At 45.0% G+C, this 25,181-nt stretch carries 27 protein-coding genes; 18 read left to right on the top strand and 9 right to left on the bottom strand.

The window, feature by feature from the left end; all coding sequences use genetic code 11:
* The first annotated feature begins 11 nt into the window (after positions 1-11).
* Genes Q9R21_RS09220 through Q9R21_RS09210 form a run of 3 tightly spaced genes read left to right on the top strand, consistent with a single transcriptional unit; the run spans position 12 to position 3,856 of the window.
* Positions 12-950, top strand: coding sequence for an ABC transporter permease (locus Q9R21_RS09220; protein ID WP_004279216.1), 939 nt, complete (start codon positions 12-14; stop codon positions 948-950).
* A gap of 7 nt (positions 951-957) precedes the next feature.
* Entirely contained in the window at positions 958-2,109 is a 1,152-nt protein-coding gene (locus Q9R21_RS09215) for an ABC transporter permease (protein ID WP_222110521.1), read from the top strand.
* Positions 2,110-2,119: 10 nt separating this feature from the next.
* Positions 2,120-3,856 (top strand): ABC transporter ATP-binding protein, encoded by a 1,737-nt coding sequence (locus tag Q9R21_RS09210; protein ID WP_005262511.1) that lies wholly within the window; start codon positions 2,120-2,122, stop codon positions 3,854-3,856.
* 54 nt (positions 3,857-3,910) lie between these two features.
* Here Q9R21_RS09210 and rluB read toward each other — a convergent pair whose 3' ends face one another.
* The 3 genes from rluB to Q9R21_RS09195 are packed head-to-tail and all read right to left on the bottom strand — an operon-like array spanning position 3,911 to position 6,386.
* Complete coding sequence (gene rluB, locus Q9R21_RS09205; RefSeq protein WP_005107723.1) at positions 3,911-4,963, bottom strand: 23S rRNA pseudouridine(2605) synthase RluB; 1,053 nt, start codon at positions 4,961-4,963, stop codon at positions 3,911-3,913.
* Positions 4,964-5,004: 41 nt separating this feature from the next.
* Positions 5,005-5,595, bottom strand: a complete 591-nt coding sequence (gene scpB, locus Q9R21_RS09200; protein WP_213686928.1) for an SMC-Scp complex subunit ScpB — start codon at positions 5,593-5,595, stop codon at positions 5,005-5,007.
* On the bottom strand, positions 5,592-6,386 hold the full coding sequence (locus tag Q9R21_RS09195) for a segregation/condensation protein A (RefSeq protein WP_311204300.1): 795 nt from the start codon (positions 6,384-6,386) through the stop codon (positions 5,592-5,594). The genes scpB and Q9R21_RS09195 overlap by 4 nt, the downstream gene beginning before the upstream one ends.
* A 506-nt stretch (positions 6,387-6,892) precedes the next feature.
* Between Q9R21_RS09195 and Q9R21_RS09190 the strand changes: the two genes are divergently transcribed.
* Complete coding sequence (locus tag Q9R21_RS09190) at positions 6,893-7,372, top strand: hypothetical protein (RefSeq protein WP_129717089.1); 480 nt, start codon at positions 6,893-6,895, stop codon at positions 7,370-7,372.
* 81 nt (positions 7,373-7,453) lie between these two features.
* Here the strand turns inward: Q9R21_RS09190 and Q9R21_RS09185 are convergent, their stop codons facing one another.
* From Q9R21_RS09185 to Q9R21_RS09175, 3 genes are all read right to left on the bottom strand, one after another.
* The gene (locus Q9R21_RS09185; RefSeq protein ID WP_311204299.1) at positions 7,454-7,738 is read right to left on the bottom strand and encodes a hypothetical protein; all 285 of its coding nucleotides are present in this window, start codon (positions 7,736-7,738) and stop codon (positions 7,454-7,456) included.
* A 46-nt stretch (positions 7,739-7,784) separates the two neighbouring features.
* Entirely contained in the window at positions 7,785-8,402 is a 618-nt protein-coding gene (locus Q9R21_RS09180) for an L-threonylcarbamoyladenylate synthase (RefSeq protein WP_224216808.1), read from the bottom strand.
* An 87-nt stretch (positions 8,403-8,489) separates the two neighbouring features.
* Positions 8,490-9,152 carry an elongation factor P hydroxylase gene (locus Q9R21_RS09175; RefSeq protein ID WP_311204326.1) on the bottom strand — a complete coding sequence of 221 codons (663 nt, stop codon included), beginning with the start codon at positions 9,150-9,152 and terminating at the stop codon, positions 8,490-8,492.
* 97 nt (positions 9,153-9,249) lie between these two features.
* Here Q9R21_RS09175 and Q9R21_RS09170 point away from each other — a divergent pair, with 97 nt between their 5' ends.
* The 6 genes from Q9R21_RS09170 to lysM all read left to right on the top strand — a co-directional run bounded on the left by Q9R21_RS09170 (position 9,250) and on the right by lysM (position 13,008).
* The gene (locus tag Q9R21_RS09170; protein WP_004279226.1) at positions 9,250-9,807 is read left to right on the top strand and encodes a DUF177 domain-containing protein; all 558 of its coding nucleotides are present in this window, start codon (positions 9,250-9,252) and stop codon (positions 9,805-9,807) included.
* 77 nt (positions 9,808-9,884) lie between these two features.
* On the top strand, positions 9,885-10,067 hold the full coding sequence (rpmF, locus tag Q9R21_RS09165; RefSeq protein WP_004279227.1) for a 50S ribosomal protein L32: 183 nt from the start codon (positions 9,885-9,887) through the stop codon (positions 10,065-10,067).
* A 223-nt stretch (positions 10,068-10,290) separates the two neighbouring features.
* Positions 10,291-11,277 (top strand): ACP S-malonyltransferase, encoded by a 987-nt coding sequence (gene fabD, locus Q9R21_RS09160; RefSeq protein ID WP_247143894.1) that lies wholly within the window; start codon positions 10,291-10,293, stop codon positions 11,275-11,277.
* On the top strand, positions 11,274-12,008 hold the full coding sequence (gene fabG, locus Q9R21_RS09155) for a 3-oxoacyl-ACP reductase FabG (RefSeq protein WP_004646100.1): 735 nt from the start codon (positions 11,274-11,276) through the stop codon (positions 12,006-12,008). Before fabD ends, fabG begins: the two co-directional genes overlap by 4 nt.
* 83 nt (positions 12,009-12,091) lie before the next feature.
* On the top strand, positions 12,092-12,328 hold the full coding sequence (gene acpP / locus Q9R21_RS09150) for an acyl carrier protein (RefSeq protein WP_004646101.1): 237 nt from the start codon (positions 12,092-12,094) through the stop codon (positions 12,326-12,328).
* 185 nt (positions 12,329-12,513) lie between these two features.
* Entirely contained in the window at positions 12,514-13,008 is a 495-nt protein-coding gene (gene lysM / locus Q9R21_RS09145) for a peptidoglycan-binding protein LysM (protein ID WP_311204298.1), read from the top strand.
* A gap of 87 nt (positions 13,009-13,095) precedes the next feature.
* Here lysM and Q9R21_RS09140 read toward each other — a convergent pair whose 3' ends face one another.
* A complete protein-coding gene (locus tag Q9R21_RS09140; protein ID WP_004279232.1) occupies positions 13,096-13,563 on the bottom strand; it encodes an Lrp/AsnC ligand binding domain-containing protein in 468 nt (155 codons plus the stop codon).
* A gap of 140 nt (positions 13,564-13,703) precedes the next feature.
* On the opposite strand from Q9R21_RS09140, the gene Q9R21_RS09135 reads away from it, so the two are divergent.
* The 4 genes from Q9R21_RS09135 (at position 13,704) to Q9R21_RS09120 (ending at position 18,121) form a co-directional block, all read left to right on the top strand.
* Complete coding sequence (locus Q9R21_RS09135; RefSeq protein ID WP_004646103.1) at positions 13,704-14,963, top strand: D-amino acid dehydrogenase; 1,260 nt, start codon at positions 13,704-13,706, stop codon at positions 14,961-14,963.
* 34 nt (positions 14,964-14,997) lie between these two features.
* On the top strand, positions 14,998-16,110 hold the full coding sequence (alr, locus tag Q9R21_RS09130) for an alanine racemase (RefSeq protein WP_311204297.1): 1,113 nt from the start codon (positions 14,998-15,000) through the stop codon (positions 16,108-16,110).
* Between the two features lie 48 nt (positions 16,111-16,158).
* Positions 16,159-16,524: a RidA family protein gene (locus tag Q9R21_RS09125; protein ID WP_114541406.1), complete on the top strand. Its 366-nt coding sequence runs from the start codon at positions 16,159-16,161 to the stop codon at positions 16,522-16,524.
* 169 nt (positions 16,525-16,693) lie between these two features.
* Complete coding sequence (locus Q9R21_RS09120) at positions 16,694-18,121, top strand: amino acid permease (protein WP_184413228.1); 1,428 nt, start codon at positions 16,694-16,696, stop codon at positions 18,119-18,121.
* Between the two features lie 59 nt (positions 18,122-18,180).
* Here the strand turns inward: Q9R21_RS09120 and Q9R21_RS09115 are convergent, their stop codons facing one another.
* The gene (locus Q9R21_RS09115) at positions 18,181-18,633 is read right to left on the bottom strand and encodes a CopD family protein (RefSeq protein ID WP_004646107.1); all 453 of its coding nucleotides are present in this window, start codon (positions 18,631-18,633) and stop codon (positions 18,181-18,183) included.
* Between the two features lie 23 nt (positions 18,634-18,656).
* The gene (locus Q9R21_RS09110) at positions 18,657-19,886 is read right to left on the bottom strand and encodes a beta-ketoacyl synthase N-terminal-like domain-containing protein (protein ID WP_004730606.1); all 1,230 of its coding nucleotides are present in this window, start codon (positions 19,884-19,886) and stop codon (positions 18,657-18,659) included.
* A gap of 273 nt (positions 19,887-20,159) precedes the next feature.
* On the opposite strand from Q9R21_RS09110, the gene Q9R21_RS09105 reads away from it, so the two are divergent.
* From Q9R21_RS09105 to fusA, 4 genes are all read left to right on the top strand, one after another.
* Complete coding sequence (locus Q9R21_RS09105) at positions 20,160-21,644, top strand: EcsC family protein (protein ID WP_311204296.1); 1,485 nt, start codon at positions 20,160-20,162, stop codon at positions 21,642-21,644.
* Between the two features lie 155 nt (positions 21,645-21,799).
* Positions 21,800-22,174, top strand: coding sequence for a 30S ribosomal protein S12 (rpsL, locus tag Q9R21_RS09100; protein ID WP_002050319.1), 375 nt, complete (start codon positions 21,800-21,802; stop codon positions 22,172-22,174).
* Between the two features lie 180 nt (positions 22,175-22,354).
* Positions 22,355-22,825, top strand: a complete 471-nt coding sequence (rpsG, locus tag Q9R21_RS09095) for a 30S ribosomal protein S7 (RefSeq protein WP_004279240.1) — start codon at positions 22,355-22,357, stop codon at positions 22,823-22,825.
* 128 nt (positions 22,826-22,953) lie between these two features.
* A complete protein-coding gene (gene fusA / locus Q9R21_RS09090) occupies positions 22,954-25,089 on the top strand; it encodes an elongation factor G (protein WP_004646111.1) in 2,136 nt (711 codons plus the stop codon).
* The last annotated feature ends 92 nt before the right edge of the window (positions 25,090-25,181 follow it).

Genomic DNA, 25,181 nt, shown 5'->3' with positions numbered 1-25,181 from the left:
GAAGGCAAGCGATGCTGGCATATATTATTCGACGGCTTTGGCAAATGATCCCGACCATGCTCGGGGTGATTTTGCTGATATTTCTGCTGTTTAACTGGGTAGGTGGAGACCCTGCCTATATTCTGGCCGGTAAAATGGCCAATGCGGAACAGATTGAGAACATCCGTCAGCAACTGGGTGTGGATCAACCGTATTACGTACAACTCTGGATCTTTATCAAGCAGATTTTAACCTTTGATTATGGGGTGAGCTGGAGTACCGGGGAGTCAGTGGCACAGATTATCACCACCCGTTTGGGACCCTCACTGACCATTCTGATTCCCCTGACCATTCTGCAAACCATTATTTCTATCATTCTGGCTTTGGGTGTGGCTTCGGTTCGTGGTTCTTTGACAGATCGCATGATCATGATGCTGTGTACGATCGGTATGTCGATCAGTATTCTGGTATATATCATCGTGTTCCAGTATTTCCTGGCTTATGAACTGAGCTGGTTCCCGGTACAGGGCTGGAGTGATAATTTCGCCGACAACCTTTTCAAATACGCCTTGTTACCTGTGCTGATTATGTTGGTGGTCAGTATCGCACCAACACTACGCCTGTATCGTAGTTTCGTACTGGATGAAGTTAATCAGGACTATGTACGTACTGCGCGTGCCAAAGGCCTGGGTGAAAACCGTATCATGGGCGTGCATGTCTTGCGCAATGCTTCGATTCCGATTATTACCGATGTCATGGCAGGACTTCCGGCACTGCTGATCGGTGCTTTCCTGATTGAACGTTTTTTTGGTATTCCTGGAATTGGCCGTGAAGTCATTATTGCGGTAGAACGTTCCGATTTTCCTGTGATTAAAGCCATTACGGTCTATGTTGCTGCTGCGACCATGATATTCAACCTGATTGCCGATCTGATCTATAAATGGGTCGATCCGCGTGTACAGTTGAAGTAGGTGAATTATGCTGAGTGCGATATTTAAAAAAGAACAAGCGGCTGAAGCAGCACCTGAATCGGCTTCAACAGGATTATGGCAACTGGCCATGCGCCGTTTGAAACGTGACCGGATTGCCATGTTTTCCCTGTATGTGGTGCTGTTTTATCTGCTGCTGCTGGTACTTTCAATGAGCGGCCTGATTGCCAAAGACTGGAATAAAGAAGTGGCGGTCAGCTATGCACCGCCGAGTTTTATCAGTGCAGCGCCAGTTCCGGCTGGATCTGATGCAGAACAGGGTACAGAATCTGTTGCTGTACCGGTCAATCCAGTTGATCCCTTAAAAGATGTCATTGCTGAATTGAATGCTGAAATTGCTGCTGAGCAGGGTGCTGGTGCGGGCATCGATTATTATGGCGTGGTCGATCCGCTGGCAGAAGACATGAAGGCCATTAATCAGGAGCTCGGCGGCCAGCTGATGGATGAAAGTGGGGAACTCAAGCAAAGTCTGGTCTTTGGCGCCGATAAATGGGGTCAGGATGTTTTACAGAAAACCATTAAGGGGGCTGAAACCTCGATTCTGGTTGGACTGATTGCAGCTTTTGTCGCTGTACTGATTGGGACTGCACTGGGTGCAATAGCAGGTTACTTTGGTGGCTGGGTCGATGATGTCCTAAACTGGTTTTATAATATCTTTACCTCGATTCCCTATTTGTTGCTGGTTTTGGCGATTGCCGCAGTGTTACAGCAGAAAGGTATTTTATCAATTATCCTGATTTTAGGTCTGACTGGCTGGACCGGAGTTTTCCGTTTGGTTCGTGCCGAATACATGAAACATACGGCACGTGAATATGTGCTGGCTGCCAAGGCGATTGGCGTGAGTAATCTGCGTCGTATGTTTGTCCATATTTTTCCCAATGTCAGCCATATTGCCCTGGTGCAGATGTCTATTCTGGTGGTGGCATTTATCAAGTCTGAAGTCATTTTGAGCTTCCTTGGTTTCGGTGTGCCTATCGGGGTAGTGTCATGGGGCAGTATGCTAAATGAAGCGCAAAGCGAGTTGATTTTGGGTAAATGGTGGCAACTGGCGGCAGCCTCAATCGCCATGGCGGTATTGGTGACTGCATTCTCGATGTTTACCGATGCACTCCGTGATGCATTAGATCCAAAACTGAAATAGGAGCGCAACGATGTCTGAAATCAATCCAAGCACAGCACCTGCGCTACTTCGCGTAGAAAATCTGCGAGTCAGTTTTAAAGGTGAAAATAAAGAATATATTGAGACTGTAAAAGGGGTTTCTTTCGAGATTCCGGCCAATACCACAGTTGCACTGGTAGGCGAATCGGGAAGTGGCAAGTCGGTCACTTCCCTCGCCACTATGGGCCTGCTTCCGGCAGAAAGCGCACGTATTTCAGAAGATAGCCAGATCATCTTTGAAGGGAAAAACCTGCTCAAGCTTAAAACCCGTGAAATGCGCAAGATGTGCGGCAAAGACATTGCCATGATTTTTCAGGAGCCAATGTCTTCGCTAAATCCGGTATTTACGGTAGGCATGCAGATTGCAGAAATCTTGCAACTACATTTAGGCATGAATAAAAAACAGGCGCGGCAACGTACCCTGGAGCTCCTCAAAGAAGTGGGGATCCCTGCGCCAGAAACTAAAATTGATGCCTATCCGGGGCAGCTTTCCGGTGGACAGCAGCAACGCGTCATGATTGCCATGGCCATTGCTTGTGAACCTAAACTGTTGATTGCAGATGAACCGACCACAGCCCTGGATGTGACTATTCAAAAGCAGATTCTGGACTTGCTGGAATCGCTGCGTCAGCGTCGCCAGATGTCGATGCTGTTTATTACCCATGATCTGGCATTGGTTGGTGAAATTGCCGATCAGGTGATTGTGATGCGCCATGGGGAAATCCGTGAACAGGGTCCGGTTCGGGAGGTGCTGGACCGGCCTCAGGACATGTATACCAAAGCCTTGTTGCACTGCCGCCCGCAACTCTCGCAACGTCCGTTACGTTTGCCGATGATCAGCGATTTTATGAAACAGGATGGTTCAACCTGGCTGGAAGATATTCGTCTGAATACTCAGCTTCCGCAACGTTCACGTGGACTAAAGGGCGGAGAGGAAATTATTTTGGATGTACGGGATCTGCAAAAATCTTTTTATAGTCGTAAAGGACTGTTTGGCAAAGATGAGTTTCAAGCAGTAAAAGGAGTTTCTTTTCAGCTGGCCAAAGGCAAGACCTTGGGGTTGGTCGGGGAGTCCGGTTCGGGTAAAACCACCATTGGCTTGTTGCTGATGCGTCTGCAAAAGGCTACGGGCGGTAAGGCACTGTTTCAGGGTCGGGACATTCTGGACATGTCGGAACAGGAATTTACCCAGTATCAACGTAAAATCCAGATCATTTTCCAGAATCCCTATGCTTCTCTGAATCCGCGCTTTACCGTAGGGCAAATCCTGATGGAACCGATGCAGATTCACAAGATTGGTCAGGATGATGCCGAACGCAAACAAATGGCTCTGGATTTGCTGGAACGGGTCAGCTTGCCTGCTCAGGCTTTTTATCGCTACCCGCATGAGTTTTCCGGTGGTCAGCGTCAGCGGATTGCAATCGCACGTTGCCTGACCTTAAAGCCTGAGATTTTGATCTGCGATGAATCGGTCTCGGCACTGGATGTCTCAGTACAGGCGCAGGTGCTGAATTTACTGCAAGATTTGCAGGATGAATTCGGACTCAGCTATATCTTTATTTCACATGATTTGTCGGTAGTGAAATATATTTCAGATCAGATCATGGTGCTGAATCATGGTGAATTGGTGGAAATCGCCAATTCAGATGAATTGTATCAATCTCCACAGCATGAATATACCAAGCGTTTACTCGGTGCCATTCCGCAAGGGATTCCACAAAGTGCCTGATGCATAAGGCATAAAAAAGTCAGGCAATGTGCCTGACTTTTTTATTTATCTTAATTAAAACTTTTTAAAGCCTTTGTTGACGCCATATGGACGGCGCGGCGCATTTTCATCACGCTCTTCACGGCGGCCGAAACCTTGATCAGGACGGTTTTCACGACGTACAAACTGAGTGCCATTCTGGTTTTCAGCTCTGTCACGACGACCATAAGCATTGTCATCACGACGCTCACGGCCAGTATTATTTTGTGGTTGCTCATCACTGTCACGACGTTGCTGACGCAAGAAACCGCCACGGCGCGCAGCCATCGGTTTGTCTTGCATACGCTCGTTACGGCGTTTCGCCATACCAAACAAGCCTGTACCTTGACGTGGCTTCAATTCCACAGCTTTGGTCAGGTTGTCGATATCGTTTTTATCCAGTTCAATCCAGCGACCGGTACGCAGTTCGCGTGGCAAAATCACAGTACCATAACGGGTACGCAGTAGACGGCTGACTTTCAGGCCTTGTGATTCAAAGATACGACGTACTTCACGGTTACGACCTTCTTTCACCACGACCTGGAACCAACGATTGATCCCGTCACCGCCCAGTTCAGAGAAAGATTCGAATTTTGCCGGACCATCGTCTAGCACCACGCCTTTAAGCATGTTGTTACGAATTTGTGGCGTTACTTCACCCATGACACGAACTGCATATTCACGTTCGATTTCATTCGATGGGTGCATCAAGCGATTCGCAAGTTCACCATCATTTGTGAACAAGAGTAGACCGGTGGAATTAATATCCAGACGACCGACCATCACCCAGCGATCGCCCGGAATAGCAGGCAGCTGTTCAAACACGGTCGGACGGTTTTCAGGATCGCTACGTGAGCAGATCTCGCCTTCAGGCTTGTAATAGATAATGACACGACGACGGATTTCGTCTTCAATCTGGAAGGCAACTTTACGACCATCGATGCGAAGCTCATCACCTGGTTCGATTCGTTCACCCACTTGGGCAATTTGCCCGTTGACACTTACACGACCCGCGGCAATGACTTCTTCCATATAACGGCGAGAACCCAAACCAACGCGTGCAAGCACCTTTTGCAACTTTTCACTCATGACAGCATAACCTTAGAAATAATTATCAACAGTTCACCTATTTATGACTTCGGTGCATTCGCATCGAGGGCCATAAAAGCTTCCTTGGCATCCTGCAGGGGAGGCAATTGGCCCAAACTATTCAGGCCAAACGCATTTAAAAATTGTGGCGTTGTCATTAACAACGCAGGTCTTCCAGGGAGTTCACGAAATCCGGACTCTTTAATCCAGTTCCAGTCAAACAGCGTACGCAGGTTTTGACTGTTATTCGTAACACCACGAATCTGTTCAATATCCGCTCGAGTCACTGGCTGGTGATAAGCAATCACTGCAAGCGTCTCCAGTAATGAAGGCGACAAGCGAGCCGGTCGCTCAGGCCAGGTCTGTGCAATAATATTACGATATTTTGCACGTACTTGAAAACGATAACCTTGTGCTGTTTCAATCAGTTCGATCGAACGGCCATGCATGAGCATGGAAAGTTGTTGTAAATACTGACGTAATTCCGGTTTGCTATAGCGATCTTGAAAAGCTTCTTTCAGACGCGCCAGTGAAACCGCGGAGTCGCTGGCGAAAATAATCGCTTCAAGCTGCATCAATACTTCATGCAGATTATCTTCTGCAGATAACAGCGTATTTTGATCGAATGTCATTGACTGGCTCCTTGAATCGCGAGCGGGGCTTCAATACCTGTAGCAATAATCTGAATTTTTTGTTGTCGGGTCAGTTCCAGTACCGCCATAAAGGTCACTACCATACCCATACGGCCTTGGCTCGGTTTTAACAAGTCCTTAAAGCTGAGTACTGCGCCAGTTTCAATACAACTTTCAATATAGGCAATCCGTTCTTCCAGCAGTACCGGTTCCTGTTGTACCTGATGAATCACGGGTTCAGGACGGTTAAATATACAGAGCAAGGCATCACGCAATAAATCGCTTGAATAGCCTTCATTCGGCTGCTGGATGTCTCCCAGACTGACGTTGGTGCTGAAAGTGTCTCGTTCCAGAATTGGCATCTGACCCAGACGTTCTGCTGCCTGTTTAATTCTTAAATAATTTTCTAAACGGTCAATCAGTTCTTGTTTTGGATCCTGCTCAATCGCAGTCAGGCTTTTTGGTTTAGGTAACAGCAAACGCGATTTCAGATCTGCCAGTAAGGCTGCCATCACCATATAATCGGCCGTCAGCTCGATATTCAGGGATTTCATCGCGTCCATATAAGACAAATACTGTGCTGCAATCGGCGCGATATCGACCTGTAACAGATCAAAACCGTTTTTTTGAATCAGGTAAATTAAAAAGTCGAGTGGGCCTTCAAAATGTTCTAATAAGATTTCAAATGCCGCTGGAGGAATATACAGATCCTCTGGAATTGTATCCTGCCATTCATCCAGAACCCGAATGTGCGGAGCAGATTCCATAGTGTTATGGATAATTTGAGTCATTACAATTATAGGCCACGCGAATTTTCAAAGGCATGCAAAGGCTTGATTTTCGGTATCTGATCGAAAGAAAAGCACAGGATTAAGCGTTGTCATTGTACTGGAAAAGTAACTTTAAATAAATTAAATAAGCTGTCAAAGCCATAAAAACTTAAAAAAATAATGGAATTTATCAGCTCTTTCAAAATAGCACCGAGAAAAATGGCAGAATTGGGCAGCAAATGCCACGGTGATTTTTACGTTAAATTGGCTCTCATAATTAAGCGTATCTGGTAGATGATGCCAGTTGATTCACTTCAAAAAAACTCGATCAATACAATGACTCTCATTAAAAGAGAAAATAAGCTAGCTGGCAGGTATTGAATGATTTTTAAACGGATTTCCCATTAAAAAACATAAAATTAATAAGTATTAATAAAATATTTCCCCGTAATTTTTGGTCAAAAATCCCGCTATACTCTCGAAAAATAGTCAAGAATCACAAAAATCAATAAAAAGGTGAAGAAAGCATGCCACTTATTCTGGTTGTTATTGGGATGATCGCATTCGGGGGATTTTGGGCTTATCCCAAATATCAGATTATGCAGCTTGAAGATGAAGCACGCACAGGGCTGAAATCAGGCGGATTTTCAGCTTTTGCCGAACAGGCCCGACCTGTCATGCAGGCCATGAAAATGGATTTTAGTGTGCTGGATCAATATCCCAATATCCGTTTTTACATGCGGCATATGGCCTATGAGGGCGACCAGCTGGATGAGCGGATTAAACTGGATATGCAAGCTATGTCTTGTGAGTCAATCAATTCCTTTAAAGTCATGGAACCCAAGGCACGCACAGCGATGTTGAATGTACTGGAAGAAGATCAGATTATTTTTCATGTGTATCTGAAAAATAAACTGGGTCAAGAGCTCATGCATCATGAACAGAAGCTATCGCAATGTCCAAATTTCATTGCGGTTCGTCATTATGAGCGTAGTTCAGATTCCTAAACTGTTTTTGCCAGCCACTGCATTTATGCCGAATTGAAAAGAATAGAATTGCAACCTCTCACCATATGCTGTTTTAGATTTTCATGGTGAGGAATGACTGTATTCCTTGATCGCAAATTCAATGATACGTTGGCAAGTTTCTGCCAGGCATACATTTTGGTTTGAATAGATCTGCAACAACTGTCTCACTAGAGCCAACGTCAGGAAAAATTGGTATTCAGTATGATCAATATTTATAGTGAGATGGGGAGAAGGATGTGCTTCGACCATGACTGCCTTGGATTGCAGTGTCCAAGGCAGTTCTGCATAGATCAAATCCTGTACAGAAAATTCATGCTGATTTAGGAGCAAGTAAAATAAATCCATTTATTCTGACTCCCTCAATGTTTATGGGGAAATTCTCAGACCTCATTTATTCAAAGGCGCTGACATCTCCCATACCACGACGAATCACTTCTGGATGATCACCGGATAAATCTACAATAGAGGTCGTGCTCAAGGTGCCTAAACCGCTATCTACAAAAACATCAATGCGTTTGCCCAGTTGCATTTCAATATCATAAGGATCGTCAAGTGGGTCAGTCTGACCCGGTAAAATCAGGGTAGAAGTCAATAAGGGCACACCGAGTTCTTTGAGCAACATCTGACACACCGGATTATTCGGAATGCGTAGACCAATAGTTTTCTTTTTAGGATGCATCAACCGACGTGGCACTTCGCTGGTCGCAGGTAAAATAAAGGTCGTGATAGCCGGTGTATTATTTTTCAGCAAACGGTACATGGCATTGTCCACCTTGGCATAAGTGGCAATATCGGACAAATCACAGCACAGAATCGCATATTGATGCTTTGGGCCCAGACCACGAATTTGCGCAATCCGCTCCATGGCACTCTTGTTCCCAATCTGGCAACCGATCGCATAGGCCGCATCAGTGGGATAGACCACCACATCACCCGCACGGATACGTTCCACTGCCTGACTGATTAAGCGGGGTTGCGGATTGTCGGGGTGTACGCGTAAATGCAGCATAGAGACTACTCCAAGCTTGGGCTAATGGCTTATTATGTGGCGCTCAGACAAGATCTGGCAATCATAAAAAAGGTAGATTTGTGTAATTTAATCAAGTATTTCACGTATAAATTCATCAGATTGTAAACTTTTGCCACCTCTGATGCAGATACAGATACATTGGATAAAGCGAGCTGCATCACGTGGAAGTTTGGCTGTACCATTAAAATAAGCCTGTACTTGAGCGTAGACATTATCTTTAAAGCTGGCGCCATCACCGCCGTCGCCAGTCAGGTTATCCAAAGAAACCCGGAATTTACGGCCAAAAGCCTGGGCAAACATCCATTCAATTGCCTGTGGCTTGATTTCCACTTGTTCAAATAAAACCTGCTGTTCACGGGTCCGCCCATCCGGGGCATACCAGTAACCCAGATCAGGCAGCAGGCGGCGTTTGTCTCCGGCAATGGTCCAGTGGCTGATTTCATGCAAAGCGCTATTAAAGAAACCATGGGCAAACTGGATCCGGGCAGGACTGTTTGTACTTGCAGGGAAATATTCTGGTTCAAATTCGCCGCGCACTAAAGTGACATTTAAATGGGAAAACCAGTGATTAAAGTGTAAGATGAGCCAGTCCACCTGCTGCGCTTCTGACGATAAATTCGCCCATGGCGAGAGTTGCACTTGTTGTGTTGAACTGTCAGAATCAAGGCTTGGAATTGTGCTAACGAGTGATGAAACATTCACTTCTGTTTGCGGCTGCAACAGATGCATGACTTGAGTTACCCAAATGGTCTGTCGAAATAAGTACAAAATTGTATCTTAATCTTTGACAGAGTACTGATGAATTTGTAGAATTGCCGCCTTAATTATGTCAGCAAATACCTTTCCGGCACAGATTGAGCCGTTTAAATGGGCTGAACAGGGCTTTAAATGGTCAGGTCAACTGCCTTTATCCCGCTTTGTTCGTATCGCTCGTGAAGCTGTTGGATCAATTGATGATCAATTGATTAACATAGACTGTAAGCTATCAATGGATGCCTATCATCGTATTGCATGGCTAGATGGTCACGTTGAAACAAAAGTTCCTATGGAATGCCAGCGTTGTCTGGAAACTGTAGAAATTGAACTGGTTTCATCGTTCCATTTAGCACTTGTGGATGATGAGTCACTGATAGAGCGCTTGGATGAGGATGCTGATTTCATCGTCCTAGGTGAAAGTGAAGCAACGACCAAAGGTGATTATGATGCACCGGCGACCGCTGATTTGCTCGCGCTGATAGAAGATGAACTGTTATTGTTGATGCCGTTGTCGCCTAAACATGAGTTTTGTGAACATAAGCATCAACCTGCCGTAGAAGAAGTGGCTGAAGAAAAACGGGACAACCCGTTTGAAGTTTTGGCTGCTTTGAAGGGTAAACTTAACTAATTTTTGTGTTATACTCTTGTGTATAAGACAATCGAATTTGTTCTGATCCATTTTTTCGATCTTTGTAAGGAGCCATCATGGCCGTTCAGCAAAACCGTAAAAGTCGCTCTCGCCGTGACATGCGCCGTTCACATGACGCTTTAACCGAGAATGCATTAACTGTAGACCAAGCTACTGGCGAGACTCACCGTCGTCACCACGTATCTAAAGATGGTATCTACCGTGGTCGTCAATTATTCGCTAAAGCATCTGCTGAATAATTGGTGATGTATTAAGCGTCAAGCTTAGTAGAAAAAATGGGAGCATTTAGCTCCCTTTTTTTTGTCTTTGATTTTTAGGTGTATCGGTTTTTTGTTGTATTTGGCAATTACCGCCAGCAAAATTACATGCTAAATTGCGCTCCACAATGATTTAGGTGGTCTTATTGGTCAGTCTTCTGGTTAGGATTGAAGAAGCACACCTCTTGAATGAAAGGATTTTATTATGTCTGCTACACCACTCGAACAAGCAGCACCCGCAACGAAAACTGCATTTGTGTTTCCGGGTCAGGGCTCACAGAAAGCCGGTATGCTGGCTGAACTTGCAGAACAGTTTGCGAGTATTCACGAGACATTTGCAGAAGCATCTGAAGCCGTCGGTTTTGATCTGTGGCAGATTGCGCAAACTGGCGAAGGTCTGGATCAAACCGAATTTACCCAGCCGGTATTGCTGACTGCAAGTATTGCCTTATGGCGCGTGTGGTTAGAATCTGGCGGTGTAGCACCGAAATATCTTGCAGGCCATTCACTGGGTGAATACAGCGCACTGGTTGCATCAGGTGCTTTAAGCCTGGGTGATGCTGCGAAGCTAGTGAACTTGCGTGGCAAACTCATGCAGACTGCTGTACCTCAGGGTGTGGGTGCGATGGCTGCCATTTTGGGTCTGGACGATGCCAAAGTGATTGAGCTGTGTGCACAAGCAACTGCAGCAGGCGAAGGTTCTGTCGAAGCGGCGAACTACAATGCGCAAGGGCAGGTTGTCGTTGCAGGCAATAAAGATCGCGTTGAAGCAGTGATGGCATTGGCCAAAGAAAACGGCGGAAAAGCCATTGCATTGCCAGTATCGGTTCCATCGCATTGTTCATTGATGAAACCTGCTGCTGAACAGTTTGCTCCGGCATTGGAACAAACCGCCATTGAGCTACCACGCATTCCTGTATTACAAAATGTAGGCGCGCAAGCGGCAACCAGTGTAGATGAATTGCGTCAGGCGTTGACCGCGCAACTTTATGAGTCGGTACAATGGACTAAAACCTTACAATTCCTTCAAGATGAAGGTGTTGAGTACATCGTAGAATGTGGTCCGGGTAATGTATTGACCAACTTGGCGAAACGCTTGCCGAATATTCAAAAAGCACTTCCACTGGACAGTCAATCTCGTCTGGAAGATGCATTAAACACCGTATTGGCGGCAGAAGGGAAAAGTGCATGACACAGGAACGTAAAGTTGCTCTGGTAACAGGTGCAAGTCGTGGTATTGGTGCTGCGATCGCACAGCAATTGATTCAAGACGGTTATTTTGTCGTAGGTACTGCAACGTCTGAAGCAGGTGCGGAAAAATTATCGGCAGAATTTGCTGAAAATGGCGCTGGAAAAGTACTGGATGTACGTGATGGTGCTGCGATTGATGCGCTGGTAACGGACATCGAACAGAACTATGGTCCAGTCCTTGCGTTGGTCAATAATGCAGGTATTACCAAAGACAATTTGCTGCTGCGTATGTCTGAAGATGACTGGGATGATATTTTAAATATTCACCTGAAAGCAGTTTACCGTCTGTCTAAGCGTGTACTCAAAGGCATGACCAAGGCGCGTTTCGGCCGCATCATCAATATCAGTTCTGTGGTGGCACACTTTGCCAACCCAGGTCAGGCCAACTATTCTGCTGCCAAAGCAGGTATTGAAGCATTTAGCCGCAGCCTTGCCAAAGAAATGGGCAGTCGTCAGATTACGGTAAACTCGGTCGCACCAGGTTTTATTGCGACTGAGATGACTGAACAGTTAAGCGAAGAAATTCGTAAAAAAATGACTGAGCAAGTGGCATTAAACCGTTTAGGTGATCCACAGGATATCGCAAATGCCGTAAGTTTCTTGGCTTCAGATAAAGCCAGTTACATTACTGGTACAGTTATGCATGTAAATGGGGGCTTATACATGAGTTAAGCTCAAGTATAAACTTTCCAAATTTTTTAGATTCAATTAAACTAACGGCATTAAAAACGCCACAAGCAATGAGGAGAATTCCTGTGAGCGATATCGAACAACGTGTTAAGCAAGCAGTTGCAGAACAACTTGGTATCAAAATCGAAGAGATTAAAAACGAAGCGTCTTTCATGGATGACTTAGGTGCAGATTCTCTAGATCTAGTTGAACTTGTTATGTCTTTCGAAAATGATTTTGACATCACGATTCCTGATGAAGATTCTAACGAAATCACAACTGTTCAATCTGCAATTGACTACGTTTCTAAGAAACTGGGTTAATCGCCGATTTCAGCTTTGCTGAACATAAAGACCACCCTTGAGGTGGTTTTTTTGTATCTGCTTTTTATATGAATGGAGGTTTTACAATCCATTACCTTTCTGTCACCAATGACTAACTATCTCTCTAGAGTTTTCATTATAAAAATAAGAGTGATGTGACATTAACAACAAGAATGGAGTCCGCTATGGGTCTTTTTGATTTTGTAAAAGGTATCGGTAAGAAGAATACAGCTGCTGCAGAACCACAGGCTGCACCTACAACGACAACGCCGACTGCAGCACAACCTGCAGAGCCTTCTGCTCAGGAAGTGGCAAATAAACTACTCGGCCATGTGAAAAGTCTGGGCCTTCCGATCACTGGCTTATCCATCAGTTATAACTCAGCCTCCGATCTGGCGACGGTCAGAGGTCAGGTACAAAGTCAGGCCGATCGTGAAAAGATTGTTCTGGCCGTGGGTAATATTGATCATGTCGCCAAAGTGGATGATCAGCTTACAGTAAGCAGTCCTGAGCCGGAAAGTAAGTTCTACACAGTGAAATCAGGTGACAGCTTGTCAAAAATTTCAAAAGAATTTTATGGTGATGCCAATCAGTATAATAAAATTTTTGAAGCCAACCGTCCGTTGCTCAAAGATGCAGATGATATTTTCCCGGGACAGGTGCTACGCATTCCTGCTTAAGGTTTAATAAGTCCAATCAATATTCGATCTCAAAGCCCCGTTTGGGGCTTTGTTGTTTTTGTCCGTAGCTTTAAAAAGCCATCATTACTAAATACCTAGGTCCAGATATAAACTTTCTTTGACTTCTTCCATCACTACATAACTGTGGGATGAAGCAGAAGCGGGCAGTTTTTTTAGTAAATCTCCCAACAGGCGGCGATAGGCACTCATTTCCTTTAAACGCGCTTTGACCAGATAATCAAAATCACCGGAAATTAAATGGCATTCCAGGACTTCCGGAATCTCAGTCAAATTGCGTGCCACCTGATCAAAGACATCACCTGATTTGGCTGAGAGTTTGATTTCCAGAAATACCAGCAAACTACGTTCTAGCATTTCCGGATTTAGACGGGCGTAATAACCCATGATGATGCCTTCGCGTTCCAGCCGTTTTACCCGTTCTGAACAGGGTGTGGTTGATAGATTGACGCGTGCTGCAAGTTCGCTAATGGCAATCCGGCCATCGCGTTGCAGGATGTCTAGAATCATGCGATCAATGCGGTCTAATTTGCGCATTAATATTTCCCTCTTTTTTTTAATTCTGCCCGAAAAAATATTTATTTCACTGAATATACAGTCTGAATATAGTGAATTTAACTATTAAAGCAAAAATATACTAGTGAAATAAACTGAAAAGATGTTTGAGGGTTAAGGTAATGCGCGTATTAGTTTTGGGTAGTGGTGTGATTGGTGTGGCAAGCGCTTACTATCTGGCGCAGCAGGGAGCAACCGTGACTGTGTTAGATCGTCAGGCAGGTCCGGCGCAAGAAACCAGCTTCGGTAATGCCGGGCAGATTTCTCCAGGATATTCGACCCCTTGGGCTGCACCAGGTATTCCGTTTAAGGCAGTCAAATGGATGTTTCAGCATCATGCACCGTTGGCGATTAATGTCGATGGCAGCTTGTGGCAATTGCAGTGGATGGCACAAATGCTGAAAAACTGTAATGCCCAGCATTATGCAGTCAATAAAGAACGTATGGTGCGTGTGGCTGAATACAGCCGTGACTGTTTACGTAATTTGCGCCGTGACATTGGCATTTCTTATGAGAACCGCTCGAAAGGCACTTTGCAGATTTTCCGTAAAGATGCACAGCTGGATGCGGTGCAGCGCGATATTGAAGTTCTGAAAGAAACCGGTGTGGAGTTTGAGCTGCTTGACCGTGATGGACTGGCGCGTGTAGAGCCGGCATTGGCACAGGCTAAAGATAAACTGGTGGGTGGTTTGCATTTACCCAATGACGAAACGGGTGACTGCTATCTGTTTACCAATGCCCTGGCAGAACATGCCAAAGGGATGGGTGTAGAGTTCAAGTTTAATCAGAACGTTGAAAAGCTGATTGTAGAAGGTGACCAGATCAAAGGTGTTCTGGTGAATGGTCAGGTACTCACGGCAGATAAATATGTGCTGGCCTTTGGTAGTTATTCACGTGATTTCCTCAAACCGCTTGAACTGAATTTACCGGTCTATCCGGTGAAAGGTTATTCACTGACCATTCCGATTTTAGATCCGGCCTATGCACCACAATCTACAGTACTGGATGAAACCTATAAAATTGCGATTACCCGTTTCGACCAGCGCATCCGCGTAGGGGGAATGGCTGAACTGAGCGGTTTTAATTTGGGTCTGAATGAAGATCGTCGCGGCACGCTGGAAATGGTGACCCGTGATTTATTCCCTGGAGGAGACATGAATCAGGCCAGTTTCTGGACAGGACTGCGTCCAATGACCCCGGACAGTACGCCAATTATTGGGAAAACCCGTTTTAAAAACCTGTTCCTGAATACTGGACATGGCACGCTGGGTTGGACCATGGCCTGCGGTTCAGGAAAATTAATCAGCGATCTAGTTTTGGCACGTGATCCTGAAATTAGTACCGAAGGATTGTCATTGGCGCGCTATCACCAGGCGGCTTAAGACTATCTGAGGCGGAATATTCAAGGAGGAATGTATGCCACGTCCCATTACTGCAATTATCCATCAACAGGCGCTTGCGCATAATTTAAGTGTGGCGCGCCAATGTATGCCCAATAGTCAGGTATTTGCCGTGGTCAAGGCCAATGCCTATGGGCACGGGATTGAACGTGTCTATGCTGGACTTGAAGGTGCAGACGGTTTTGCCTTTCTGGATATTGAAGAGGGCGCGCGGCTACGTGCGCTGGGATGCAAGAAGCCGCTAATGTTGCTCGAAGGTATTTTCGCTTTTGAGGATTTATTTGCATGTGTGAAGCATGAAATGAGCTTTGCCATTCATTCCCGACATCAAGTGCAATGGCTGAAACAGTTTGCCGAAATAGCGCCGGATGCACAGTTTGATGTGTATTTGAAAATGAACAGCGGCATGAACCGTCTGGGTTTCGAGCCGCAGCAATATGCAGAGATCTGGCAGGAGCTGCAACAGCTGAACACTGTCCGTTCCATTACCCATATGACCCATTTCTCCGATGCGGATGGCCAGCGTTTTGGCGTGGACGGGATTCAGTATCAAAACCTGATTTTTAGCCAGTCCATTCAGGGGCTTGAAGGTAAAATCTCGCTCAGTAATAGCGCAGCCATTCTGCGGCATCATCAAACCCTTCATTCAGACATTGTACGTAGCGGCATCATGCTGTATGGCAGTTCACCAGATTATCCAACACACACGATTCAAGACTGGAATCTGCAACCGAGCATGAGCTTGCGCAGTGAAATTATTGCCATTCAAATGATCCAGTCAGGTCAGAGCATTGGCTATGGTTCCAAATTTATTGCCACGCAGGAAATGCGGATCGGGATTGTGGCCTGTGGTTATGCGGATGGTTATCAACGACTATCGACAACCGGTACGCCTGTGCTGGTCGATTCAATGAAAACGCACACATTGGGTCGAATCAGTATGGATATGCTGGCCGTAGATCTGACTGCACTGCCGCAGGCGAATGTGGGGAGTGAAGTGGTACTTTGGGGGCAATCTTCCCAAGGTGTAATTCTGCCGATTGATGAAGTGGCGGCCAGTTCTGGCACGATCGGCTACGAGCTGATGTGCGCGGTGACCGCTCGGGTTCATTTTCAGATTGACGCTTAAATTTTTACTTTAAATTTTATTTAAATATCCCAAACAAGGAATATCAGCATGACACAGGCAAATACAGCCATTCAGCGACTCAACAGCAATCAAATCATGAGTGCGGTGACGATTCATCAGCAAACCGTGTATCTATCGGGTCAGGTGCCGAATAGCACGGATCTGGATGTACGCGGACAAACACTGGAAGTCTTTGCAAAAATTGAGGAATTGCTCGCATTGGCAAATACCGATAAAAGCCAGCTGCTTTCTGCACAATTATTTGTCAAGCATCTAGATGATTTTGCTACCGTAAACCAGCTTTGGGTGGAATGGTTACGAGGTCATGGTACGCCGGCACGTGCTACGATTCAGGCAGATTTGGTCAATCCGGACTGGCTGATTGAAATTGCAGTTATTGCAGCTCAAGCTTAATTGAATTTTTGATATTGAAATCTCCCATGCCATGATTTAAGTCGTTTTAGTGCAGTAAATCTCACTGAACAGCGCAGTAAAAAGTATGAAAATGTCATAATAAGCGTTCGAGGACTGAACGTTGTAAATTCAGCTTGATGCTGTTGTAAAGATTAAAAAGGATGTAAAAATGAAAACCACCCCGGGCACAGAAGACGTAAAATCGTCGCCGCATGAGTTGCAACGAAAACTCTCTAACCGACATTTGCAGTTAATCGCCATTGGTGGCTGTATCGGTACTGGCCTGTTTATGGGATCGGGAAAAACCATCTCCCTGGCAGGCCCTTCAATTTTGATCATTTATATGATCATTGGTGGCATGTTCTTCTTCCTGATGCGTGCGTTGGGTGAAATGCTGTTGTCCAATCTGCATTACAAATCTTTTATTGATATGGCCCATGACCTGATCGGGCCGGGTGCTGGCTATTATATTGGCTGGTCGTACTGGCTGGGTTGGGTGCTGGTAGGGATTGCCGATCTCGCGGCGATTATTAACTATTTGAGTTTCTGGCTGCCCGAAGGCATGGCCTTTACCCCGATGGGGCAGGCGATGATTAGTATTGGCTGTGTGCTGTTTATTCTCGCGATTAACCTAGTCACGGTAAAACTGTTTGGTGAGATTGAATTCTGGTTTGCGCTAATCAAGATTTTAGCCATTCTCGGTTTGATCTTTGTCGGTGGCTATATGGTGTTTAGCGGTTTTCAGGCACCGAGTGGCGCTGTCGCCAGCTTTAGTAATGTCTGGGCACATGGTGGCTTATTTCCCAAAGGCTTTACCGGTTTTCTAGCAGGCTTCCAGATTGCCATGTTTGCCTTTGTCGGGGTAGAACTGCTCGGCACAATGGCGGCAGAAACCAAAGATCCGGAAAAGAACTTACCCAAAGCGGTCAACGCTATTCCTACGCGGATCATTCTGTTCTATGTATTGTCATTGCTGATGATCATGTCGGTCACACCGTGGCATCTGATTCCTGCGGATCAAAGTCCTTTTGTGAGTTTGTTCCTGTATGCCGGTATTCCAACTTCAGCCATTATCATGAACCTGGTGGTGTTGTCGTCAGTGATGTCCTCTATGAACAGTGGCGTATTCTCGACCAGCCGTATGTTGTTTGGTCTGGCACGTGACGGACAAGCACCTCAAGCTTTGGCGCGGTTATCTAGCAGAGCTGTACCAGCCACAGGGTTATTTTTCTCCTGTGCTTTTATTATGTTGGGGGCAGCATTTCAGTATTTTGTGCCAAACACCATGGAAGCCTTTACTCTGGCGAGTTCGCTGTGTGTGATCCTGTTTATTAGTATCTGGAGCATCATTATGGTGTGCTATATCCGTTACCGTAAGCAGCAACCGCAAAAGCATGCCGCCTCGACCTTTAAAATGCCGGGTGGGGTATGGATGTCTTATGTGGTATTGGCATTCCTGTTATTCGCCTTGATTATTTTAAGCCTGGAACCTGACACTCTAAAAGCTCTGATGATCAGTCCTTTATGGTTGATTATTCTGGCGGTGACCTATCGACTGCTGTATAAGCCACGTATGCGTCAGCGTGGTAATCATTAAATATTCAGACATAAAAAATCCCCGACTGATCGGGGATTTTTTTTGATTGCGTGGGTGAATTAGAAAGTAGGTTTAACCACGACTAAAATCACCACTGCAAATAAGATCAAGGTTGGCATCTCATTAAAATAACGCCAAAACTTGTGTGACTTGTAGTGTGCATTACCAATCAGCTTCTTGCGGTAATAACCACACACCAGATGGTAAATCACCAATAAGCCGACCAGGCCGACTTTAAGGTAAAACCATAAGGCTTCATGGTAATGACGCGTTGCATCACCCCAATCCACCAGAAAGTGTGCCGTAATCAAGGTGGCCAACATGGCTGGCCACATGATGCCACGGTACAACTTGCGTTCCATGACTTCAAAGCGTTGATGACTGACGGCATCTTCGCTCATGGCATGGTAAACATACAGCCGTGGCAAGTAGAACAAAGCCGCGAACCAGCAAACCACTGCAATAATATGTAATGCTTTTACCCACAAGAAAGCATCAGAAGGAGCATCCATCAAGTCACCCTAAATTGGGCAGCTTAGCCTTCCCACTTTTTGAAAATGAGACAAGCATTTACGCCGCCGAAACCGAAACTGTTACTCATCACAGTATTCAATTTTGCGTCACGTTTTTCAAGCACGATATCAAACGGTTTCGCGCCTTCATCCAGCTCGGTCACGTTGATGTTTGGCGCAATAAAGTCATTTTGCATCATCAGAACCGAATAAATCGCTTCCTGAACACCAGCAGCACCCAGACTGTGACCCGTCATTGATTTGGTTGAGCTTAATGGAGGAACCTGACCTTCACCGAAAGCACGTTCCATTGCTTTAAGTTCTGTGATGTCACCCGCTGGAGTAGAAGTACCATGTGTGTTTACATAGTCAATTTTATCGACACCGTGTTGTTTTGCTTCTTCTAAAGCCATCAGTACGCAACGTGTTGCACCTTCACCAGATGGTGCAACCATATCAGCACCATCACTGTTTGCAGCATAACCAACCACTTCAGCTAAGATATTTGCGCCACGCGCTTGCGCATGTTCCAAAGACTCAAGGATCACAAAACCACCACCACCGGCAATCACGAAACCGTCACGGTCTGCAGAATAAGGGCGTGATGCTGTTTCAGGGCTGTCATTGTATTTAGAGCAAAGTGCGCCCATCGCATCAAACAACAAGCTTTGTGACCAGTGATCTTCTTCACCGCCACCTGCCAGCATTAAATCTTGTTTACCGAGTTGAATCAGGTTGTAGGCATAACCGATGGCATCGGCAGAGGTTGCACATGCACTGGTAATGGTATGCGCCACGCCTTGTAATTTGAATGCAACGCCAACGTTAGCCGTAATGGTGTTAGTCATATTACGTGGTACAAAGAAAGGACCGACTTTACGCGCACCTTTGGTTTGCAATAATTCGTTCATTTCAATAACAGAAGCAGTTGAACCGCCACCTGAACCACCCGCGATACCATAGCGTGGGTTGCCAGCTAGATCTTCAACCTTTAAACCTGCATGTTCAACTGCAGCAAGAGCTGAGTTGTACGCATACATTGCACATACGCCCATAAAGCGTTTCAGTTTGCGGTCGATCCCGTCGAAATCCTGCTCGGCTGCAGCACTGACATGACTTTTGAAATTGAGTTCAGCATAAGTCGGATTAAAACGTGTTCCTGAAATCCCGTTTTGTAAAGAATGGTTTACATCCTCTAATGTATTACCAATACATGAGTTAATACCCATGCCAGTGATGACAACACGTTTCATCTACAGATCCTTATAGTTTGCTCTATGCTCAGCGGCAGATATCTGGGTTTTAAAATCGCCCAATCCAGCGCTTAGCCTTATTTCATGATGGGGAACATGATAGCAGAAAGACTTTTGAAATCTTATGGCAAATGTTATGCCGTGTGACAGTCGGTTGAGTTTGTGAGTCGGCGTGTAGGGGTTTTACTAAATGAAACAGAATAAAGTTGAGATAAACGCTGACTACACCTAGTATTTATACCAAATACAAGCACATGAATGCTGAGGTAAAAAATGGTAAATGCTAATAATAAACAATCTAATGGTCTGATTTCGAATGCCTTTGGAGTGGCGAAAAAGTTCAGTTCAACTGGATTGGATTTATTGAATCATGTTGCGCCGGATTCGGTGACTAAAGCGCTGAAGCCTTCCAGCTCCGATCAGGTGATTGATGGTTCGGCGAAGACGAAAAGCGCTTTTTCAGCTAAAAAATATGATAATCCTCAGCAAATGCTTCGCGAGCATCTTCCAAATGTATCGCGCCAACTTCTCGGACGCCGTTTTAATACCGTGAATAATGTCGCGCATTTTGTTTCTCCCGATTTAACCGAAAAAGTGTCTAACTACTTTTATGATCGTCTGAATCAATTTAGTAATCAAACCAGTTCGGTTGATGCCATTCTGAATGAAGCTGGAGCGAAAGATTTAGAAGAATTGACTCAGGACGTCGACCGATCCAAGCGAATTTCACAGGCTTTAGGTGAACAAAACAAATGGATTGCGACGGTTCAGGGTGCAGTGAGTGGTGCTTCAGGGATGCTTGGCACCGCGATTGATATTCCCGCTTCTTTACTGATGGCGTTGCGTACCATTTATCAAGTCGGTCGCTCTTATGGTTTTGACCTGAGCAAAGAAGATGATCAGGAAATCGTCCAGCATATCTTTAGACAGATCGACCTGAGCCTGATTGCAGAAAAGCAAACCTTGTTATTGGGTTTAAAAGCGTTAAGTAATACCCTTAAAACTCATGATATCTCCCAGCTACAAGCCATGCTAGGTTCTGATAATGATGTCAGCGCTATCAAACAATGGCTAAGTCGTCATGAGGGAGAGGCTAAATGGGAATGGATGAATCATCTGCCAAAAATTTCGATTCTGGAGCGATTAACCAAACTAACGCCTCTGGCAAGTGCAGGTATTGGTGCAGTATATAGCCACCGTTTTGTCGAGGATGTAAATCAGAAAGCTCAAGAAGCATTCTCACATGCACGCCAATACCTGATTCAGCATCAGGATTCGCAATTGTCTCCTTATGCTGCCTATGAAAAAGCAGTCAGTTTGTTACAACAGGCAACTCCGAAACTCCTAAATGGTGCCTCTCACGACGTTGAGCCTGCGAAAGATAAGCCGATCATGGATAAAGATATTGCGATTGAAGGCAATAACACGATTACCCAAGTCAAGCTGGTCAAAAAAGAGCAGAATGATCTAAGCTCTGAAGAAGCAGAAGTGAAGAAAGATGAAAAGGTGAGTGAAGGGCTGGAGGCGCTTAACGATGAGTTGGTTGAACCTGCGGTAGATAAGCAGTCGCAACAACCCGCTTTAACCAAAACTTCATTTGATCCGGAAATCGAAGCTGAACTGCATCCAGAAGCTGCTGACGAGGCAGAGGCTGCTACGGAAACTTCACAGCAGGGTGTAGAGGATCAAGAAAATTCGGAAACTGAATCTGAAGCTCAAGACGTTACCAAAAAAGCCGGTAAAAATTCAAAAAAATAAGCGAATTTTGAAGGTAAATAAAAGCAAGCAAATGTCGTGAGAAACGGCATTTGCTTGGCTTGAGTAGGTTGACCAATTTTGCATCTTGAATTATAATTGCATGCCCTCAAAAAGTAGTAGTTTTTGGGGCTTTTTATTAACGGGAGAATTGCCAAATGGCAACAACAAATCAGTTGATCCGCAAGGGTCGTACGACTTTAGTTGAAAAATCTAAAGTTCCTGCGTTGAAGGCTTGTCCACAGCGCCGTGGTGTTTGTACACGTGTTTACACAACTACACCTAAAAAACCTAACTCAGCAATGCGTAAAGTTTGCCGTGTTCGCTTAACTTCAGGTTTCGAAGTTTCTAGCTACATCGGTGGTGAAGGCCATAACCTACAAGAGCACAGTGTTGTTCTTATCCGTGGTGGTCGTGTTAAAGACTTACCAGGTGTACGTTACCATACCGTTCGTGGTTCTTTAGACTGTGCTGGTGTTAAAGATCGTAACCAGTCTCGTTCTAAATACGGTACTAAACGTCCTAAGAAATAATTCGTTAAGAATTAAATTTTAAGAACGTAGAACCGCAATCCTTTATCGTCTCGCTTGTCTGATTTCTGCATTAATTTTGTGAAAATTCCAAGCGACGTATAGTAAGGCCAGCGAGTAGTACATGACACTTTGTACTCATGCTGGATAAACCTGAAGTGTCATCTTTATAGGTAGTTTAAAATGCCAAGACGTCGCGTAGTCGCTGCTCGTGAAATCCTTCCGGATCCTAAGTTCAGCAGCCAAACAATCGCTAAATTCATGAACCACGTAATGCAAGATGGTAAAAAATCTATTGCTGAAAGTATCGTTTACGGTGCTTTAGACCGCGTTCAAGAAAAATCTAAAGTAGACCCAGTTGAATTTTTCGAGACTACTCTTGAAAAAGTTCGTCCTATGGTCGAAGTAAAAGCACGCCGTGTTGGTGGTGCTACATACCAAGTTCCTATGGAAGTACGCCCATCCCGTCGTACTGCTCTAGCGATGCGTTGGTTAGTAGATGCTGCTGCTAAGCGTTCTGAAAAAACTATGGCTTTACGTCTTGCTGGCGAGTTGCTTGATGCATCTGAAGGCAAAGGCGCTGCGGTTAAGAAACGTGAAGATGTGCACCGTATGGCTGAAGCCAACAAAGCCTTCTCTCACTACCGTTTCTAAGCAGATAAAACAGGCCCTATTCAGGAGGGTGACAAGACCGTCATGGTTTTGTCACCAAAGCGCTTTAAGTTGCTATGCAGCTTAAAGCGTCCTGTTTTAAACAACAAAATTTAGGAATGCTAGAAATCATGGCACGTCAAACCCCAATTTCTCGTTATCGTAACATTGGTATTTCTGCGCACATTGATGCGGGTAAAACCACAACTACAGAACGTATTTTGTTCTACACAGGTGTATCTCACAAAATTGGTGAAGTACACGATGGTGCAGCAACAATGGACTGGATGGAGCAAGAGCAAGAACGTGGTATTACCATTACTTCTGCTGCTACGACTACATTCTGGTCAGGTATGTCTAAACAGTTCCCTGAACACCGTATCAACGTAATTGATACACCGGGACACGTTGACTTCACCATCGAAGTTGAACGTTCTATGCGTGTTCTTGATGGTGCGTGTATGGTTTACTGTGCTGTAGGTGGTGTACAACCTCAGTCTGAAACTGTATGGCGTCAAGCGAACAAATACCAAGTGCCTCGTTTAGCATTCGTGAACAAGATGGACCGTACTGGTGCCAACTTCTTCCGTGTTGTTGAACAAATGAAAACACGTTTAGGTGCATCTCCAGTACCTGTAGTAATCCCTGTTGGCGCTGAAGAAAACTTCCAAGGCGTAATCGACTTGATCGAAATGAAAGCGATCATTTGGGACGAAGCTTCACAAGGTATGAAGTTTGAATACGGTGAAATCCCGGCTGAACTTCAAGAAACTGCTGAAGAATGGCGTACAAACATGGTTGAAGCTGCTGCTGAAGCTTCTGAAGAGTTAATGGATGAATACCTGAACAATGGCGATTTGACTAAAGAACAAATCGTTGCTGGTCTACGTGTCCAAACTTTGGCTTGTCAAATTCAACCAATGCTTTGTGGTACAGCATTCAAAAACAAAGGTGTTCAACGTATGTTGGACGCAGTAATTGAATTCTTACCGTCGCCTACAGAAGTTAAAGCGATTGAAGGTGTTCTTGACGATAAGGCTGAAACTAAAGCGATTCGTGAAGCATCTGACGAAGCTCCGTTCTCTGCACTTGCGTTCAAAATCATGAATGACAAATTCGTAGGTAACTTAACTTTCGTACGTGTTTACTCTGGTGTTCTTAAACAAGGTGATTCTGTTTATAACCCAGTTAAATCTAAACGTGAACGTATCGGCCGTATCGTGCAAATGCACGCGAACGATCGTCAAGACGTTGAAGAAATTCGTGCGGGTGATATCGCTGCGTGTGTAGGTCTTAAAGACGTAACTACAGGTGATACACTTTGTGATGAGAAAAATGTCATCACACTTGAGCGTATGGAATTCCCAGAGCCAGTAATTGCATTGGCTGTTGAACCAAAAACTAAAGCTGACCAAGAAAAAATGTCAATTGCTTTAGGTCGCTTGGCGAAAGAAGATCCATCATTCCGCGTTCGTACTGATGAAGAGTCAGGTCAAACAATCATCGCTGGTATGGGTGAACTTCACCTTGACATTATTGTTGACCGTATGAAGCGTGAATTCGGTGTTGAAGCAAACATTGGTAAACCAATGGTTTCTTACCGTGAAACGATCAAAAAGTCAGTTGAGCAAGAAGGTAAATTCGTTCGTCAAACTGGTGGTAAAGGTAAATTTGGTCACGTATACGTACGTTTAGAGCCAATGGATGCTGATGCTGGTAAAGACTACGAGTTCGTTGAAGAAGTTGTTGGTGGTGTAGTTCCTAAAGAATTCTTCGGTGCTGTGGATAAAGGTATCCAAGAGCGTATGAAGAATGGTGTCCTTGCTGGTTACCCAGTTGTAGGCATCAAAGCTACATTGTTTGACGGTTCTTACCACGATGTCGATTCGGACGAATTATCGTTCAAGATGGCTGGTTCTTATGCCTTCCGTGACGGTTTCATGAAAGCAGATCCTGTTCTTCTTGAACCTATCATGAAAGTTGAAGTAGAAACTCCAGAAGACTACATGGGCGATATCATGGGTGACTTAAACCGTCGTCGTGGTATGGTTCAAGGTATGGATGACTTGCCTGGCGGTACTAAAGCAATTAAAGCTGAAGTTCCACTTGCAGAGATGTTTGGTTACGCGACTCAAATGCGTTCTATGTCTCAAGGCCGTGCAACATACTCTATGGAATTTGCTAAATATGCTGAAACTCCACGTAACGTGGCTGAAGGCATCATTTCTAAATTCCAGTCTGGCGGTAAAAAAGGTGACGACGAGTAATCTTTCGATTACTATAAGCCCAAACTAATTCATAGTTAAAAACCAAGTGCTCATGCAGTGATCCTGCATGAGTAGTTTAAAAAGGAAGATCT

Source organism: Acinetobacter sp. RG5 (assembly GCF_031844265.1).
In the GTDB taxonomy this organism is placed as follows: domain Bacteria; phylum Pseudomonadota; class Gammaproteobacteria; order Pseudomonadales; family Moraxellaceae; genus Acinetobacter.
The sequence above is the reverse complement of the archived record's forward strand: the minus strand, read 5'-3'. Positions and strand labels throughout refer to the sequence as shown.